The 16722-nt window shown below is 65.6% G+C and carries 14 protein-coding genes; 7 read left to right on the plus strand and 7 right to left on the minus strand.

From position 1 onward, the window contains the following. The first annotated feature begins 95 nt into the window (after nucleotides 1–95). From UYS_RS0216000 to UYS_RS0216015, 4 genes are all read left to right on the plus strand, one after another. Nucleotides 96–389, plus strand: a complete 294-nt coding sequence (locus tag UYS_RS0216000; protein ID WP_016856528.1) for a DUF2782 domain-containing protein — start codon at nucleotides 96–98, stop codon at nucleotides 387–389. Nucleotides 390–489: 100 nt separating this feature from the next. After that, a complete protein-coding gene (locus UYS_RS0216005) occupies nucleotides 490–1449 on the plus strand; it encodes a homoserine kinase (RefSeq protein ID WP_016856529.1) in 960 nt (319 codons plus the stop codon). Further along, entirely contained in the window at nucleotides 1446–3368 is a 1923-nt protein-coding gene (gene speA, locus UYS_RS0216010; protein WP_016856530.1) for a biosynthetic arginine decarboxylase, read from the plus strand. The genes UYS_RS0216005 and speA overlap by 4 nt, the downstream gene beginning before the upstream one ends. A 183-nt stretch (nucleotides 3369–3551) precedes the next feature. After that, nucleotides 3552–5894, plus strand: coding sequence for a glucose/quinate/shikimate family membrane-bound PQQ-dependent dehydrogenase (locus UYS_RS0216015; protein ID WP_016856531.1), 2343 nt, complete (start codon nucleotides 3552–3554; stop codon nucleotides 5892–5894). A gap of 103 nt (nucleotides 5895–5997) precedes the next feature. Here the strand turns inward: UYS_RS0216015 and UYS_RS0216020 are convergent, their stop codons facing one another. The 5 genes from UYS_RS0216020 to paoA form a co-directional block, all read right to left on the minus strand. Next, nucleotides 5998–6663 carry a fumarylacetoacetate hydrolase family protein gene (locus UYS_RS0216020; protein ID WP_016856532.1) on the minus strand — a complete coding sequence of 222 codons (666 nt, stop codon included), beginning with the start codon at nucleotides 6661–6663 and terminating at the stop codon, nucleotides 5998–6000. A 71-nt stretch (nucleotides 6664–6734) separates the two neighbouring features. Continuing rightward, nucleotides 6735–7733: an ectoine hydroxylase gene (thpD, locus tag UYS_RS0216025; RefSeq protein ID WP_016856533.1), complete on the minus strand. Its 999-nt coding sequence runs from the start codon at nucleotides 7731–7733 to the stop codon at nucleotides 6735–6737. 332 nt (nucleotides 7734–8065) lie between these two features. Next, nucleotides 8066–10249 carry an aldehyde oxidoreductase molybdenum-binding subunit PaoC gene (paoC, locus tag UYS_RS0216030; protein WP_016856534.1) on the minus strand — a complete coding sequence of 728 codons (2184 nt, stop codon included), beginning with the start codon at nucleotides 10247–10249 and terminating at the stop codon, nucleotides 8066–8068. 3 nt (nucleotides 10250–10252) lie between these two features. Continuing rightward, nucleotides 10253–11203: an FAD binding domain-containing protein gene (locus UYS_RS0216035; RefSeq protein WP_016856535.1), complete on the minus strand. Its 951-nt coding sequence runs from the start codon at nucleotides 11201–11203 to the stop codon at nucleotides 10253–10255. Next, nucleotides 11200–11850 carry an aldehyde dehydrogenase iron-sulfur subunit PaoA gene (gene paoA / locus UYS_RS0216040; protein ID WP_016856536.1) on the minus strand — a complete coding sequence of 217 codons (651 nt, stop codon included), beginning with the start codon at nucleotides 11848–11850 and terminating at the stop codon, nucleotides 11200–11202. The genes UYS_RS0216035 and paoA overlap by 4 nt, the downstream gene beginning before the upstream one ends. Nucleotides 11851–12184: 334 nt before the next feature. On the opposite strand from paoA, the gene UYS_RS0216050 reads away from it, so the two are divergent. The 3 genes from UYS_RS0216050 (at nucleotide 12185) to UYS_RS18580 (ending at nucleotide 15621) form a co-directional block, all read left to right on the plus strand. Then, nucleotides 12185–13864, plus strand: a complete 1680-nt coding sequence (locus UYS_RS0216050; protein ID WP_016856538.1) for a sensor domain-containing diguanylate cyclase — start codon at nucleotides 12185–12187, stop codon at nucleotides 13862–13864. 713 nt (nucleotides 13865–14577) lie between these two features. Then, nucleotides 14578–14829 (plus strand): hypothetical protein, encoded by a 252-nt coding sequence (locus UYS_RS0216055; protein WP_156821648.1) that lies wholly within the window; start codon nucleotides 14578–14580, stop codon nucleotides 14827–14829. Nucleotides 14830–14859: 30 nt separating this feature from the next. Further along, a complete protein-coding gene (locus UYS_RS18580) occupies nucleotides 14860–15621 on the plus strand; it encodes a hypothetical protein (RefSeq protein ID WP_156821649.1) in 762 nt (253 codons plus the stop codon). Between the two features lie 54 nt (nucleotides 15622–15675). Here UYS_RS18580 and UYS_RS18225 read toward each other — a convergent pair whose 3' ends face one another. Further along, nucleotides 15676–16512, minus strand: coding sequence for a trypsin-like serine peptidase (locus UYS_RS18225; RefSeq protein WP_083868169.1), 837 nt, complete (start codon nucleotides 16510–16512; stop codon nucleotides 15676–15678). Nucleotides 16513–16539: 27 nt separating this feature from the next. Further along, nucleotides 16540–16722: DUF2726 domain-containing protein (locus tag UYS_RS18230; RefSeq protein ID WP_156821650.1), on the minus strand; the 183-nt coding region annotated here is incomplete at its 5' end.

A 16722-nucleotide genomic window follows, 5' to 3' on the forward strand; every position in this document is an offset into this window, starting at 1 on the left:
TGATACGCATTGCCGAAGCGATTTGCCGGGCAAAGCATGCGTCATCGACCGCCAAGGGCATACACTGGGGGCAACCCCATGGTCAGGAGAACACCATGAACCTCATGCGCTCCGCGCTGCTCGCGCCGCTGGCCGTCCTGGCCCTGGTGGCCGCCGCCCTGCCGGCCGCGGCCCAGTCCAGCACCGACGTCGAGCCGGACGTCACCATCCGCCAGGAAGAGGACCGCACCATCCGCGAGTACCGGGTCAACGGCGCGCTCTACGCCATCGAGATCCGGCCCGCCAGCGGCCCTGCCTACTACCTCGTCGACCGCGACGGCGACGGCGACTTCGAGCGCCAGGACGGCCAGCGCATCGCCGTGCCCGAGTGGGTCATCAAGCGTTTCTGACGTCCGCCCCCGCCTCCCGCGGGGGCGACGCCATCCGGTTCGTGCATCACGCCGCCAAGCCGCTACAATAGGCGGCTTCGCATACCCGGGCGAGACATCCATGGCCGTATTCACACCGCTGACCGACTCCCAGGTCGAGACGTTCCTGAGCCGCTTCGACGCCGGTTCGCTGGTCGCCTGCAAGGGCGTGCCCGCCGGCACCGAGAACAGCACCTTCTTCGTCACCACCGACCGTCGCGAGCTGGTGCTCACGCTGTTCGAGCAGGGCGAGCATGAGGAGCTGCCGTTCTTCGTCGAACTGCTCGACTACCTGGACGAGCATCGTCTGCCCGTGCCCGGGCCGCTCCACGACCGCGACGGCATCGCCCTGCACAGCCTGGCCGGCAAGCCGGCGCTGCTGTTCCCGCGCCTGCCCGGCAAGCATCCCGAGGCGCCCGACCTGGCCCAGTGCCGGGCGCTGGGCGACGCCCTCGGCCGCATGCACAAGGTCTCGCGGCGCTTCCCGGGCCATCGGCCCAACCCGCGCGACCTGCACTGGCTGCTGCCGATGCACCACAAGGTGCTGGCCTACCTCTCGCCCGAGGATCAGGCGCTGATGAAGGACGAGGTGGAGATCTACCAGGGCTTCTTCGGCGACGCGCCGACGCTGCCCCAGGGCGCGATCCACGGCGACCTGTTCCGCGACAACACCCTGTTCGACGGCGACACCCTGGGCGGGCTGATCGACTTCTACAACGGCTGCACCGGCGACCTGCTGTTCGACCTGGCCATCGTGATCAACGACTGGGCCACCGAGGCCGACGGCCGGCTCGACCCGGCACGCTACGAGGCGCTGCTCGGCGCCTATCAGGCGCGTCGTCCGCTGGAGGAGAGCGAGCGCGAGGCCTGGCCGATGATGCTGCGCATGACCGCGCTGCGCTACTGGCTGTCGCGGCTGCTGGTGGTCTACGTCGACCCGCCCGCCCACGACCTCACGCCCCACGATCCGGACGTGTTCCGCGGCGTGCTGCGCCGGCGCATCGCCGACGGCGCCCTGCCGCTGCCCGAGGCCGCTCGATGAGCCCGACCCTCGGCAGCATGGCCGGGCCCGCGCAGCGTGCCCGGCACACCTGGAACATCGACCAGTGGGGCAGCGGCTACTTCGACGTGGCCGAGGACGGCCAGGCCCTGGTGCGGCCCCGCGGCGGCGAGGACGACGGCCCCGCCCTGCCGCTCTCGCCGCTGATCGCGCAGCTGCGCGAGGCCGGCCTGCGGCTGCCGGTGCTGGTGCGCTTCACCGACATCCTCCACGACCGCGTCGAGCAGCTGTGCGCCGCCTTCGACGGGGCCATGGAGGAAGAAGCCTTCGGCGGCGGCTACACCGCGGTCTACCCGATCAAGGTCAACCAGCAGCGCCGGGTGGTCGAGGAGATCCTCGCCACCCGCGAACGCGGCCACGACCGGGTCGGCCTGGAAGCCGGCAGCAAGCCGGAGCTGCTCGCGGTGCTGGCGCTGTCCGGCGACGGCCCCTCGCTGATCGTCTGCAACGGCTACAAGGACCGCGAGTACATCCGCCTGGCGCTGATGGGCGAGAAGCTCGGCCATCGCGTCTATCTGGTGGTAGAGAAGCTCTCGGAGCTGCCGCTGATCCTCGAGGAGGCCGAGCGCCTCGGCGTGCGGCCGCGCATCGGCCTTCGCGCGCGGCTGGCCTCGGTGGGCAAGGGCAAGTGGCAGAACACCGGCGGCGAGAAGTCCAAGTTCGGGCTCACCGCCGGGCAGATCCAGGCCGTGGTCGAGCGCCTGCGCGAGGCCGACGCCCTGGGCAGCCTGCAGCTGGTGCACTTCCACCTGGGTTCGCAGATCGCCAACATCCGCGACATCCAGCGCGGCCTGCGCGAGTGCGCCCGCTTCTACCAGAGCCTGATCGCGCTGGGCGCGCCGGTGGACACCGTCGACGTGGGCGGCGGGCTCGGCATCGACTACGAGGGCACCCGCTCGCGCAGCGACTGCTCGATCAACTACTCGATGCGCGAGTACGCCCGCAACGTGGTCGCGGCCTTCGCCCAGGTATGCGAAGCCGAAGGGCTGCCGCATCCGCACCTGATCAGCGAGTCGGGGCGCGCCCTGACCGCGCATCATGCGGTGCTGATCACCAACGTGATCGGCGAGGAGCGCGCCGATACCCGGGCCCCGGTGGCCCGGGTCGAGGGCGATCCTCAGGTCGCCGAACTGTGGCGGGTCCACGACGCCCTGGCCGCCGACCCGGCCCCGCGCGGGCTGGTCGAGGCCTGGCACGATCTGGGCCAGGCCATCGGCGAGCTGCAGGAGCGCTTCGTGATGGGACTGGCCGGGCTCGAGGCCCGCGCCGAGGGCGAAGGCGTCTACAGCGCCGCCTGCGCCCGGCTGCGCGAGCGCCTCGATCCGCGCAACCGCGCCCACCGCGAGATCCACGACGAGCTGGCCGAGAAGCTGGCCGACAAGCTGTTCGTCAACTTCTCGCTGTTCCAGTCGGTGCCCGACGTCTGGGGGATCGACCAGATCTTCCCGGTGCTGCCGCTATCCGGCCTGGACCGTCCGCCCGCGCGGCGCGCGGTGATCCAGGACATCACCTGCGACAGCGACGGCCGCATCGACGGCTACGTGGACGGCGAAGGCGTCGAGGCCACCCTGCCGCTGCCCGAGTGGGGCGACGACGAGGAACGCCTGCTGGGCTTCTTCCTGGTCGGCGCCTATCAGGAGATCCTCGGCGATCTCCACAACCTTTTCGGCGACACCGATTCGGTGGACGCGTCGCTGGACGAGCGCGGCGCCTGGCGCCTCGACCACCGACGCCGCGGCGACCGGGTGGCCGACGTGCTCGGCTACGTGGACTTCGACGCCGAGGTGCTGCGCCAGCGTCTCGCCGACCAGCTCGCCGCCAGCGGCCTCCCGGCCGATGAGCAGGCGCGCTTCCTCGACGACCTCTCCGAGGGGCTCGAGGGCTATACCTACCTCGAATGACGCGCCGTTAACCGAGCCCGCCCGACGCCGCACCTTCACCAGACCGTCGTGAAGGTGTGCGAACGTCGTTCCGGCGGGGTCGGCACAGGGCGACGTTCTGTCGATGCCATTTTGATTTGCATCCTAATGATTTATCATGGGGTGAGTCACGTATTTCTCGCAAGGAGCAAGGAGCATGGGTTCATGATCATACTTTCCCTCATTTTCTGGCTGGTGGGGCTGGCCCTGCTCGGGGGCGGCCTGTGGCTGGTCACCCTCGACGGCAGCTGGTACTACGCCCTGTCAGGCATCGTGCTGATCGCGGTCGGCGCCATGGCCCGCTCGCGCCGCCCCAAGGCCCAACTGCTGTATGCGCTGTTCCTGGTCGCGACCGCGGCCTGGGCGCTGTGGGAATCGGGCTATGACTGGTGGCCGCTGGCCCCGCGCCTCGGCATCTTCCTGCTGCTCGCCATCCCGCTGCTGTGGCCGGCCAAGGGCGGCTCGCGCCTCGGCACCGCCGTGCTGCTGCCGGTATGGGCCATCATCGGCGTGGGCCTGCTGGCCAGCATGACCGTGGACCAGCACCGCATCGACGGCGAGCTGAACCGCGAGGTGGTCAACCAGAGCCCCGATCTCGGCGACAGCCCGGAAGAGAGCTGGCACGCCTACGGCCGCAGCAACATGGGCCAGCGCTTCTCGCCGCTCGAGCAGATCACGCCCGAGAACGTGAACGAGCTGGAGCTGGCCTGGCAGTACCAGACCGGCGACGAGAAGGGGCCCGACGACGTGGGCGAGACCACCTATGAGGTCACCCCGCTCAAAATCGACGACTCGCTGTTCCTGTGCACCCCGCACAACCTGCTGATCGCCCTCGACGCCGACACCGGCGAGGAGCAGTGGGTCTACGACGCCAAGCCGCCGGCCGAGAGCTCGCGCCAGCACCAGACCTGCCGCGGCGTCTCCTACCTGCCGCCGGCCGACGGCGATGCCGACAGCCTCGACGTGCAGATCGCCGGCGCGCCGGCCGAGGACCAGGCCGCCATCCAGTGCGACGCCCAGCTGTTCATGCCGACCTCCGACGCCCGCCTGCTGGCCGTCGACCCGGCCACCGGCGCGCGCTGCGCCAACTTCGCCGACAACGGCGAGCTGGACCTGATGCACAACATGCCGTACAAGCAGTCCGGCTTCTACTACTCCACCTCGCCCCCCGTGGTGGCCGATGGCAAGGTCGTGGTCGCCGGTGCGGTCAACGACAACTACGCCGTCAACTCCCCGTCCGGCGTGATCCGCGCCTACGACGTCAAGACCGGTGAACTGGCGTGGAACTGGGATCCGGGCAACCCGGACGAGACCGCCCCGATCGGCCCGGACGAGGTCTACAGCACTAGCTCGCCGAACAGCTGGTCGGTCGCCAGCGCCGACGAGGAGCTGGGCATGGTCTACTTCCCGATGGGCAACCGCACCCCGGACCAGCTCGGCATGTACCGCAGCGAGGCCGAGGAGACCTACGCGACCTCCGTGGTGGCGCTGAGCCTCGAGACCGGTCAGGTGGAGTGGGTCCAGCAGTTCGTGCACCACGACCTGTGGGACATGGACACCCCGGCCCAGCCGAGCCTGCTCGACCTCGACACCGACGAAGGCCGTCAACCGGCGCTGGTGATCCCCACCAAGCAGGGCGACGTCTATGTGCTGAACCGCGAGACCGGCGAGCCGATCTTCCCGATCTCCGAGCAGCCGGCCCCGCAGGGCACCATCGAGGGCGACTACGCCTCCGAGACCCAGCCGGTCTCCGCCCTGAATTTCCGCCCGCCGACCCTGCGCGAAGCGGACATGTGGGGCGCCACGCCGTTCGACCAGCTGATGTGCCGCATCCAGTTCAAGTCGCTGCGCTACGAAGGCCAGTACACGCCGCCCTCCGAGCAGGGCACCATCGTGTTCCCGGGCAACTTCGGCGTCTTCAACTGGGGCAGCCTGGCGGTGGATCCGAAGCGACAGGTGATGTTCGGCATGCCGCTCTACCTGGCCTTCACCTCCACCCTGGTGCCGAAGGACGGCGCCGACCTGGGTGAGACCAACCAGGGCGAGCAGGGCCTCAACGAGAACGCCGGCGCGGACTACGCCGTCGAGATGAAGCCCTTCCTGTCGCCGTTCGGCGTGCCCTGCCAGCAGCCCCCGTGGGGCTACGTGGCCGGCGCCGACCTGCGCACCGGCGAGGTCGCCTGGCAGCACAAGAACGGCACCGTCGAGGACATGACCGCGCTGCCGCTGAAGATCCGCATGGGCGTGCCCGGCATCGGCGGCCCGATGATCACCGACAGCGGCGTGGTGTTCATGGCCGCCAGCGTGGACAACTACCTGCGCGGCTACGACCTCGAGACCGGCGAGCAGCTGTGGGAAACCCGCCTGCCGGCCGGCGGCCAGGCCACGCCGATGACCTACCTCAACAGCCAGGGCGAGCAGATGGTCGTCCAGGTCGCGGGCGGTCATGGCTCCATCGGCACCACCATCGGTGACTACGTGATGGCCTACAAGCTGCCCCGGCAGTAACCGGCCAGGGGCGCCTCTGCGCAGGCGCCCTCACGCGACGAGGCCCCCGTCGGCGATGCCGGCGGGGGCCTCGTCGTTGATCGGGCCCGTCCCTGGCGTCGCCTCAGTCGGCGACGCCCGTCACGATCTCCAGCCCGCCGGTCAGCGACAGGCGCAGCTCGGCGCCGCGCGGCAGCTCGCCCACCCCGGCCGGGGTGCCGGTCAGCACCACGTCGCCCGGCTCCAGGGTGAAGTGGCGGCTCATCTCGGCGACCAGCTCCGGCACCGGAAACAGCATGTCGGCACCGTGGCCGTGCTGGCGCTCCTCGCCGTCCACCGCCAGGGTGAAGGCCAGGGCGCTCCAGTTCGGCACCTCGCTGAGCGGCAGGAAGACCGACAGCGGGCAGGCGCCGTCGAAGCCCTTGGCCACCTCCCAGGGATGGCCCTTGTCCTTCAGCTTGCCCTGGACGTCGCGCAGGGTCAGGTCCAGCGCCAGGCCGATGCCGGCGATGGCCCGCTCGGCCTCGGCGGCACCGGCATCCTTCAGCGTCTCGCCCACCAGCAGCGCCAGCTCGGTCTCGAAGTGCACCTCGCCGCGGGCGAAGGGGGCGTCGATCGTCTCCTCGAGGCGGGCCGCGCTGGTGGCCGGCTTGATGAACAGCAGCGGCTCGTCGGGCACCGGGTTGTCGAGCTCCCGGGCATGATCGGCGTAGTTGCGGCCGACGCAGACGATCTTGCCCAATGGCTGCGGGAAGGCCCGGCCATCGGTGAAACGGGGAACGAAACGCATGACGACGCGACTCCTGGCTGACGGAACGGAAACGGCTCTGCCCTCAGTCTACGCGTGCCGGCCCGTCGGCGTCAGGCCTCCGGCGTCCACCGCTCGTCGGGATCGTGAGCCAGGAAGCGCGGGCGGCGCCTGCCGGCGGCGTAGGGCTCGACGCAGCGATTGTCGCGGCGGTTGTAGACGAAGAAGGCGTTGCTGCGCGGGTCCGGCGACATGTTGGCGTTGGAGCCGTGCAGGGTGTTGCAGTCGAACAGCAGCAGCCCGCCGGCGGCCCCGGTGGGCGCCTCGATGCCGTGACGCTCGATCAGCCGGCGCAGCGCCTCGCGGCCCGGCACGCCGACCTGCTGGGTCTTGAGCGACTGCTTGTGGTTGTCCTCCGGCGTCTCGCCCAGGCAGGGCACGAACACCCGATGGGAGCCCGGCACCAGCATCAGCGGGCCGTTGAAGGCGTGATTGTCGGTCAGCACGATGGAGGCGCTCACCGCGTGCATGGCCGGCATGCCGTCCTCGGCGTGCCAGGTCTCGAAGTCGGAGTGCCAGTTGAAGCCCTGCCCCTCGAAGCCCGGCTTGTAGTTGATGCGCGACTGATGCACGTAGGGCTCGCCGCCGAGGATCTGCCGCGCGCGGCCGGTCAGGCGCGGGTCATGGGCCAGGCGGCCGAAGAGCCTGGACAGGAAGTGCACGGCGAACAGCGAGCGGATCTCGTTGCCCCGGGGCTCGGTGACGCTGAAGTCGCGCCCGCGATAGGCGTCGTGGTCGAGCAGCCCCTGGAGCTCCCGGCGCAGCTCGTCGAGCTCGTCGCCCGCGAGGAAGTCGGGCTCGAACAGGAAGCCCTGGCGCTCGAACGCATCGAGCTGCGCCGCGGAGAGCGGGCCCTGGCGGTCGCGGCCCTTCACCACCGGCTCCCGGCGGCTCAGCCAGGGCAGGTCGAGGGGCTCGGACAGCCGGGTGGGATACGGGTCCTCGCCGGGGCGCGGGGCGCTGCGCACCCGGCTCTGGGGATCCGGGGAATCGACGATATCGAACGGGGTCGCCTGATGAAGCGGTCGGTCGGACGATGTCTGCACTGACATCCACTACCTCCTTTGCAGTCGGAATGGGGTTCAGATTCGATCTCGCTACCGACGGCGGTCAGCCGCACGGCGGGGGCCGCAAGGCCCCCGACCCTCTACCCTGGCGACGTCTCGCCGGGGTTTCAAGGCGGGGCGAGCTCCCGACCCGCCGAAGGGGGCGACGCCAGACGGGTGCCGCGTCGCCTGCCGTCATCTCGTTGCAAGAAACCGGTGCCAGGATAGGCGACATCACGAGGCGAGCTCGTGATCAGGCAGAGCACGCATCACACCAGATGCGAGGTTGGCCCGCCCCTCTCGGGGCGGGCTTTTTTTGCGTCCGGCGCCGGCGGTCGTCAGACCTCGGGCAGGCGGTCGATCATGCGCTCCAGGGTGATCGGGTAGTCGCGCACCCGCACCCCGGTGGCGTTGTAGGCGGCGTTGGCGATGGCCGCCGCCACGCCGCAGATGCCCAGCTCGCCGACCCCCTTGGCCTTCAGCGGCGTGGAGGCCGCGTCCAGGGTGTCGAGGAAGAGCACCTCCTGATGCGGGATGTCGGCGTGCACCGCCACCTCGTAGCCGGCCAGGTCGTGGTTGGCGAAGAAGCCGCGCTCGAGGTCGACCGCGAGCTCCTCCGACAGCGCCCCGCCGACGCCCATCACCATGCCGCCGATCACCTGGCTGCGCGCGGTGATCGGGTTGAGGATGCGGCCCGCGTCGCACACCGCCAGCATGCGGCGGATGCGCGTCTCGCCGGTGGCGACGTGGACGCCGACCTCGACGAAATGGGCGCCGAAGGTGCCCATCTGCAGGCCCTGCTTGAAGTCGCCGAAGCGGATGGTGTCCTCGCCGACCAGCTCGGCGCCGTCGGCGACCTCGCCCAGGGCCAGGTCCAGGCCGTCCGCCGTCACCCGGCCGTTCTCGAAGCGCGGCGACTCGGCGCCCAGGCGCTCGGCGACGGCCTCCTGCAGCGCCAGGCAGGCGGCGTAGACGCCGGCGGTGGAGCTCGCCGCACCGAACTGGCCGCCCGAGCCGGACGACACCGGATAGGCGCTGTTGCCCAGCCGCACCTCGACCTCGCCGAGCGACAGCCCCATGGTCTCCGCCGCGGTCTGGGCGATGATGGTGTAGGAGCCGGTGCCGATGTCGGTCATGTCGGTCTCGACGATCAGCCGGCCGCCCACCAGCCGCACCCGCGCCCCGGAGTTGAGCGTCAGCGCGCCGCGGAAGGCGCCCGCCATGCCGTGGCCGATCAGCCAGTCGCCCTCGCGCCGGCCGCCCGGCGTGCGGTTGCGGTCCGCCCAGCCGAACTTCTCGGCGCCGCGTTCGAGGCACTCGACGAAGTGGCGCTCGGAGAACGGGATCGAGGGGTCGCTGGGATTGACCTGGGTGTCGTTGGCGATGCGGAAGGCCACCGGGTCCATGCCCAGCTTCTCCGCCATCTCGTCCATGGCGATCTCCAGCGCCATCAGCCCGGAGGCCTCGCCCGGGGCGCGCATATCGGAGGCCTCGGGCAGGTGCATCTCGACCAGGTGATGGCGCACCCGGCGATTCGGCGCGGCGTAGAAGAACGGCGTCTGGGCGGTGGCGTTCTCGCCGCGGCCGCCCGGCAAGGTGTGCGAGGCCGCCTCGTGCTCGATGGCGGTCAGCCTGCCGTCGGTATCGGCCGCCAGCCGGATGCGCTGCACGGTGGCGCTGCGGTGGGTGGTGTTGTTGATCACGAAGGGCCGCGGCAGCGCCACCTTGACCGGCGCGCCCACCGCGCGGGAGCCGATCGCCGCCAGCACCGCGTCGGCGCGCAGCCACAGCTTGCCGCCGAAGCCGCCGCCGATGTAGGGGCTCTCGACGCGGATGCGGTCGGGCGCGATGCCGAAGGTGGTGGCCAGCGCCTGGCGGTTCCACTCGATCATCTGGTTGGAGGTCCACACCGTCATCCGGCCGCCGTCGGACCAGTCCACGATCGAGGCGTGGGGCTCCATCATGGCGTGGGTCTGCGACGGGGTGTGGTACATCTCGTCCAGCGTGACCGGGGCCGCGGCGAAGGCCGCGTCGACGTCGCCCACCAGGGTCGAGGGCTCACCGCTGCCCTGCAGGCGCCGCCAGCCGGCCTCGAGGTCGACGTCGACCGGGTCTTCCTCGTAGCGCGCCTCGACCAGCGCCGCCGCCGCCCGGGCCTGCTCGAAGGTCTCGGCCACCACCACGGCGATCGCCTGGTGATAGTGCTCGATGGCATCGCCGCCGAACAGCCGGGCGACGTTGTAGTTCCAGATGCCCAGCGGGTCGATCTGCAGCGTGGTGATCACGCCGCGCACGCCGGGCGCCTGGCGCGCCGCGTCGGCGTCGATGGCCACGACCCGCCCCTTGGCGATGGTCGAGCCCACCGGATAGCCGTAGAGCTGGCCCTCGATCGCGTCATGGCGCTCGTAGGCGTAGGGCGCGCTGCCGGTCACCTTGAGGATGCCGTCGATGCGCGCGTGGGGCTTGCCAATCACGGTCGCGCGGTCGAAGAGGTTGTCGTCGGTCGGTTGATGGAAGTCCATGGATCACCCCTCGGCCAGCATGGCGGCGAGCGTGCGTTCGGCCAGCCGGATCTTGAAAGCGTTCTCTTCGGTCGGACGCGCGCCGTCGAGCAGACGTGACATCACGGCCCCGGCGCCGTTCGGCAGCTCGGCATCGGCCCGGTCGCGACGCCACGGCTGGGGCGCCACGCCGCCCAGCGCCACGCGCCCGCTGCCGTCCGGCCGGCGCACCAGCGCCACCGAGACCAGCGCGAAGGCGTAGGAGGCCCGGTCGCGCACCTTGTGGTAGGCCTGATGGCCGCCCACCGGCGCCGGCAGCCTCACCGCGGTGATCAGCTCGCCCGGCATCAGCGCGTTCTCCACCTCCGGGGTATCGCCGGGCAGGCGATAGAACTCGTCCAGCGGGATGCGGCGCGAGGCGCCCGAGGGCGTGACGGTCTCGACTTCCGCGTCCAGCGCGCGCATGGCGACGGCCATGTCCGAGGGATGGGTGGCGATGCAGGCGTCCGAGGTGCCGATGATGCCGAGCTGGCGCGAGAAGGCGCCCTCCCCCAGCGCCGCGCAGCCGCTGCCGGGGTTGCGCTTGTTGCAGGGCATGGCGGTGTCGTAGAAGTAGGGGCAGCGGGTGCGCTGCAGCAGGTTGCCGCCGGTGGTGGCCTTGTTGCGCAGCTGGCCCGAGGCGCCGGCCACCAGGGCGCGGGTCAGCACGCCGTAGTCGCGCCGCACCCGCTCGTCGGCGGCCAGCGCGGTGTTGCTGACCAGCGCGCCGATGCGCAGGCCGCCCTCGTCGGTGGCGGTGATCTCGTCGAGCCCGGTGCCGCGCACGTCGATCAGGTGCACCGGGGTCTCGATCTCGAGCTTCATCAGGTCGAGCAGGTTGGTGCCGCCGGCGATGAAGCGGGCACCCTCGACCTCGGCCGCGCGGGCCGCGGCCTGCTCCGGCGCGGTGGCGCGCTCGTAGGAAAAGGCTCTCATGCGCCGTCCTCCGCGACCTGGGTGATGGCGTGCAGGATGTTGGAGTAGGCCCCGCAGCGGCAGATGTTGCCGGACATGCGCTCGCGGATCTCGGCCTCGGTGGCCTCGATGCGGGCGGTCAGGTCGCCGGTGACGTGGCTCGGCACGCCGTCCTGGATCTCCTGCAGCACCGCCTTGGCCGAGCAGATCTGCCCGGGCGTGCAGTAGCCGCACTGGAAGCCGTCGTGGTCGAGGAAGGCCTGCTGCATCGGGTCGAGCCGCTCGGCCGTGCCGACGCCCTCGATGGTGGTCACCTCGTCGCCCTCGTGCATCACCGCCAGGCTGAGGCAGGCATTGATCCGCTCCCCGTTCACCGACACCGTGCAGGCGCCGCACTGACCGTGGTCGCAGCCCTTCTTGGTGCCGGTCAGCCGCAGGTGCTCGCGCAGCACGTCGAGCAGCGTGGTGCGGTTGTCGACCACCAGCCGGCGGGGCTCGCCGTTGACGTCGAGGGTGACGGTGGTCTGCTCCGGCCCCACGGGCGCGGCGGCCTCGCCGGACGCGGCCTGGGCCCTGGCGCTCCAGGGAATGTTGCTGGCGACGACCGCGCTGGCGGTGCCCGCCAGGAAGGTCCTTCGACGCATCTCGAATCTGATGGGAGGGCTCATGGCTAGGTCCTGTCGGTCTCGGTTCCGTTATCGTTAAACGCTTGTTCGGCTCACGCGGCGGCTGGTCATATACAGAGACAGCCTAGTGACATCGTCCGGGATGAAAACCTCGCCCCGGGTCATAAATTCCATGAATCGAGCTCATGTATCGCGGCGGCGCCCGTGACGCCGCGCCCTCAACGAAGGTAGCAGTGCGGGGCGTCGCCCACGAACCGGCGCCGTTAACGGGCCATCGTCCGGGGGCATGTCCCGGCAATGCCGATTGGACGTTAGCCTGCGACAGGGGCAGAGTGAGGGGCTGGAGATGGACGTATCGACAAGGAGAGAGGGCGTCGTGACACAACCGGCCTGGTGGGAAGAGGTGCTGAGCCTCTCGCATTCCGCTTATCTGCATATCTCGCGCGAGCAGCGCATCATCGATGCCCTGGGGGACACCCGAACACTGCTGGCCCGCGACCCATCAGCGCTGATCGGCATGGCACTGAGCGAGCTCAAGGACATCCGCGCCCAGCTCGGTGGCGCCGTGGCCGAGAGCCTGGCCCGGCGCGAGATCCGCCCCGGCGAGACCTGGGGCTTCGAGGACGGCGCCGGCAGCTACTACGGCCTCGCCGACGGCAGCTTCGTCATCAAGCTGACGTCGGCGCTGAAGGTCGACCAGGGCATCGTCGGCCGGCTCGCCGATCAGCTGCCGATCCTGGTGACCTACATCGATCAGGACCTGCGCTTCCGCCTCACCAACCAGGCCTACGAGAACTTGATCGGCATCGACCGCGAGACGCTCTACGGCCAGCCGATCGACACGGTGATGGACGACGCCTCCTACGCGCAAATCCAGCCGCGCCTGGACAGGGTGCTGGCGGGCGAGGACGTCACCTTCGAGGACCACCTGACGCTGGCCGATGGCCGCGCCTTCTACTTCAAGGTGCACTACATCCCCGACTTCCTGGAGGGCGAGGTGATCGGCTTCTACGCCATCGTCCAGGACATCTCCGAGTACCGCGCCATGATCCAGCTGCTGCGCGACGTGCACAGCGGCGTGAACCGCACCGACATCGGCACCGACGAGATCATCGACCACCTGCTGCGCGACGCCCTGGCCTATCTGTCGCTGGATATCGGCCTGGTCAGCCGCATCATCGACGAGCAGTACATCGTCAAGTGGGCCGCCTCCGACATCGCCGACATCTCGACCGACGACACCTTCGAGCTGGGCAACACCTACTGCCGGCTGATGCTGGACGCCGGGGGCGTCTACCACACCGCCGAGGCCGGCAAGGATCCGCGCGTCAGCGGCCATCCCTGCTATCAGACCTTCAGCCTGGAGAGCTACATCGGCGCCCCGCTGCGCCTCAACGGCGAGATCTGGGGCACGCTCAACTTCTCCAGCCCCCAGCCCCGCCAGGAGCCCTTCGACCAGATGGAGATAGAGCTGGTGCGGCTGATCGCCGACGCGGTGGAGCGCGTGATCACCGACGAGGCCGAGCTCGAGCAGGTGCGCCAGGAGCTCGACCGCATGGCCGACAAGGCGCTGCGCGACTACCTGACCGGCCTGCCCAACCGCGCCTATCTGGACCAGCACGTCGAGACGCTGATTCACGCCCACGACACCCGCGACGAGCCCTTCTCGCTCGCCGTGCTCGACATCGACCACTTCAAGCAGGTCAACGACCGGCACGGCCACGACGCCGGCGACGCCGTGCTCCAGTGGCTGAGCGGCCGGGTGTCCGAATGCCTGCGCGAGGGCGACACGGTGGCACGCACCGGCGGCGAGGAATTCGTGGTGGTGATGCGCGGCACGCGCACCACGGAAGCGGCCTCGGCCATGGAGCGGGTGCGCGAGCACGTGAGCGCCGGCCGCGTCACGCTCGAGAGCGGCCAGCGCCTCGGCGTCACCATCAGCGGCGGCGTCAGCGAGCACATCGCGGGCGAACCCTTCTCGAACCTGTTCAAGCGCGCCGACACCGCCCTCTACACCGCCAAGCGCAGCGGGCGCGATTTGGTCAGCAGCTTGTAGGGGCCCCGGCCGTGTCATCGTTCGGTAACGACGCGCGACTACGATGATGGCGTCACGACGGGCTTCGTGACTCGACTTCGGAAACTTCCAGCACTTGGCTCGCCCCGTGGCGGGCCATTTTTTTGCCCCCACGGCGGCCCACACGAGCCGATAGGCACAGCCTAACGGGGCCATACAGATTCTTGGATGGGCAGCACAGGGCCGTGGCGATATAGTTAGCACACTTACTGAGTTCCCTGTCCTGTAAGTCCCTTATTGCCCGCCAGCCCCGGTGGGCTTTTTTATGGCTGGAGTAAAGGCCCGCGACACGCGGTAAAGTGCCGACGTAAAAAAACCGCCTTCGAGGGCGGTTTCAGGCACGGGTATTTAGAGAAAAACTGGCAAACAACTTATTACAAGATGCTGTCAGTACCGGTCGCTGCGGCTCACACCATTCAATATCAATGCGTTAGAACGCCATTTCCGCCCAATCGCGCAGGGCGCGGCACGCTACCGTAGACACTCATGCATGCCGTTAGGTAGCATGCATGAGCAAAATTAAACCCAAAAATCAAAAATTAAAAAACGATTATTAAAAACTACTTGACAACCCCCGAATCACTCAAATCTTAAGCAAAATCTACCAAAGTATCTTGTCATAACATGAGCAAATGCTAGATTAAAAGCGAACATAAAACATCCCATGGGGTAATGAGCAATCTGAGGAAATGACCATGTCTTTTGTAGAAAACATTGCCACTGCCATACTGTATCGCGATTACTTCAAATCTGATGAGCGCATTTCTAAGGCAGAAGCCGCCTATAAAATCCTTGATGGCGGGACTGTGGATATAAAAGACGAGCACCTTGCAGCGGTCAGAAACAGTATTGACGATGAGCGGCTTGAGGCTGTAATGAAAAAAAGCAAAGAGATGAAAAAGTATCTTGCCGCCATCGAAAGCCAAGAAGAATTAAAAGATTGCTAAACTACCACTTCAAACAGGGACGTTTGTGCAATGCTGGCTTTTCTAATCATACCTCTCTTGGTCTGCGGATTAATTTGGATAAAAACAGATCCTAAAGAACACTTCAGGATTAGCACCTATCAAGGATGGTTGGTATATCTTCATGCTGCCCGCTTAGGCTTCATCATTCTCTGCACAATCTTTGTATCAGTTGAGTTGCTTCTAGGATCAGCTTTCGATCATGTGGTTACGCTACTTTACCCTGAACCCACATCGATAAAGCTAACACCAGTTAATATTGTTTCATCCATATTAAACGACGCAGCTCCTCAGTCGATAAAAGACTCTGCAAGCTTCGACCCTGCAATATACCTTGTCTCTCTTTCTTTTGTTTTTGTTTTTTCTACTTATTTGGCAAGCTTTCTTACCAAGGGCATTCACAAGAAATTTGCATTTAAGAGGTTTTATCTAAGGAAATATTGGCGTGAAAATAGTCTCTTCGATTACAGCCTCTTGCAGAGCTTAGAAAACCAAAGCATGATCCTAGTTACACTCGAAGACAGAAAGTGCTATGCCGGCTTCATAACCAGAATCCAAGAGCCTAATGAAGAAAGCACTGGGCACAAAGAAATTGCAGTATCCCCCGTGCTCAGTGGGTATAGAGAAAAAGACACTTTACTTGTGTTATTTACAAACAAGTACCCCAAGGATCAAAAATCACGATTCATTTTGCCAAGAGATAAAATCATATCCATTAGCGACTTTGACATAGATACTTACCTGAACACCAATAAAAACATGGAAAAACAATAGAGCAACCACCTTTACAACAAGCCTCTGCCAAGGGCTTGTTGTAAAGCACAGAGCTCACCTCTCCTGGCTTTCTATAGCAAACTCAATAGTCTCTCGCACTGCATCAGCCTTAAAAACTACACCAAGATCGATCATCTCTTCATAAACTGCCAAGCTTTTTGTGCTTGTTGGCACTGGAAGCTCAACCACTTCTTTGGCATTAGTCTTAAAGTAAACAGATGCCACAACCCCTATGAAATAAAATTTAGTACCCATCATGGCTTCACCAGACTTTGTGCCATAAGTACCAGAATTATAAATAAAAACAGGACTGCCGCTTGACCCTCCAAATACAGAGGCATCAATTAGAAACTTTTTCTCACCTTCGTAGTCAACCGAAAATGGCGTAGCAGTTGTCCCCTTTCTCATTATCGGAAGAAGATTTGCCTTGTCCCAAATACCGTTAGGGTACCCAACAAAAACTACTTCTTCGTAAGCATCTAAATCTTTAATCTGATTTTCATTAGGGATGTGCTCTGTCGAAATTGCCTTATAAAAAATTTCCACCCCATGCTTTTGCATATTTGAAATAAGAGGAAACAAAGGGGTTACGCAGACATCTATATCATCTGATGGATGGTTGAACCAGGCAGATTTAAAGTCTCGGAAGTTTAAACGATGACCTTCACCTAGCGCAGGAGCACCATCACCATTCTTCTTTATGAATGTTAAACCTCCTTTTTCAGCATCTTTAACGACATGCTTATTTGTTACTAAAAAAGGATAATTCTTTCCTTTATACCAGTGATTGAATGCAAAACTGGTTCCTGAGCCTGTAGCACCTTCATTGTCTTCAGTATCTACACGGATAGTGTTGAAAAAAAGGCACTCTGCCAAAGACGCAACTTCCATCACATCGCCCTCTTGTTCACAAAACTCTCAATCTAACAAAGATATCCGCTTTTCTTTATGATCCACATACATTCTATGAAGATCAACCCCAGCATCCCTACATGCTTGATTTAGTATCCTATCTCGCTTTAGTCGTTCTGGCCTATCATGTGTTTTATCATCCAGCTCTAACGCACAAAAAACTTCAAAGTCTTCTCTATGGCATAACAC

The organism is Halomonas smyrnensis AAD6 (assembly GCF_000265245.1).
Taxonomy (GTDB): domain Bacteria; phylum Pseudomonadota; class Gammaproteobacteria; order Pseudomonadales; family Halomonadaceae; genus Halomonas; species Halomonas smyrnensis.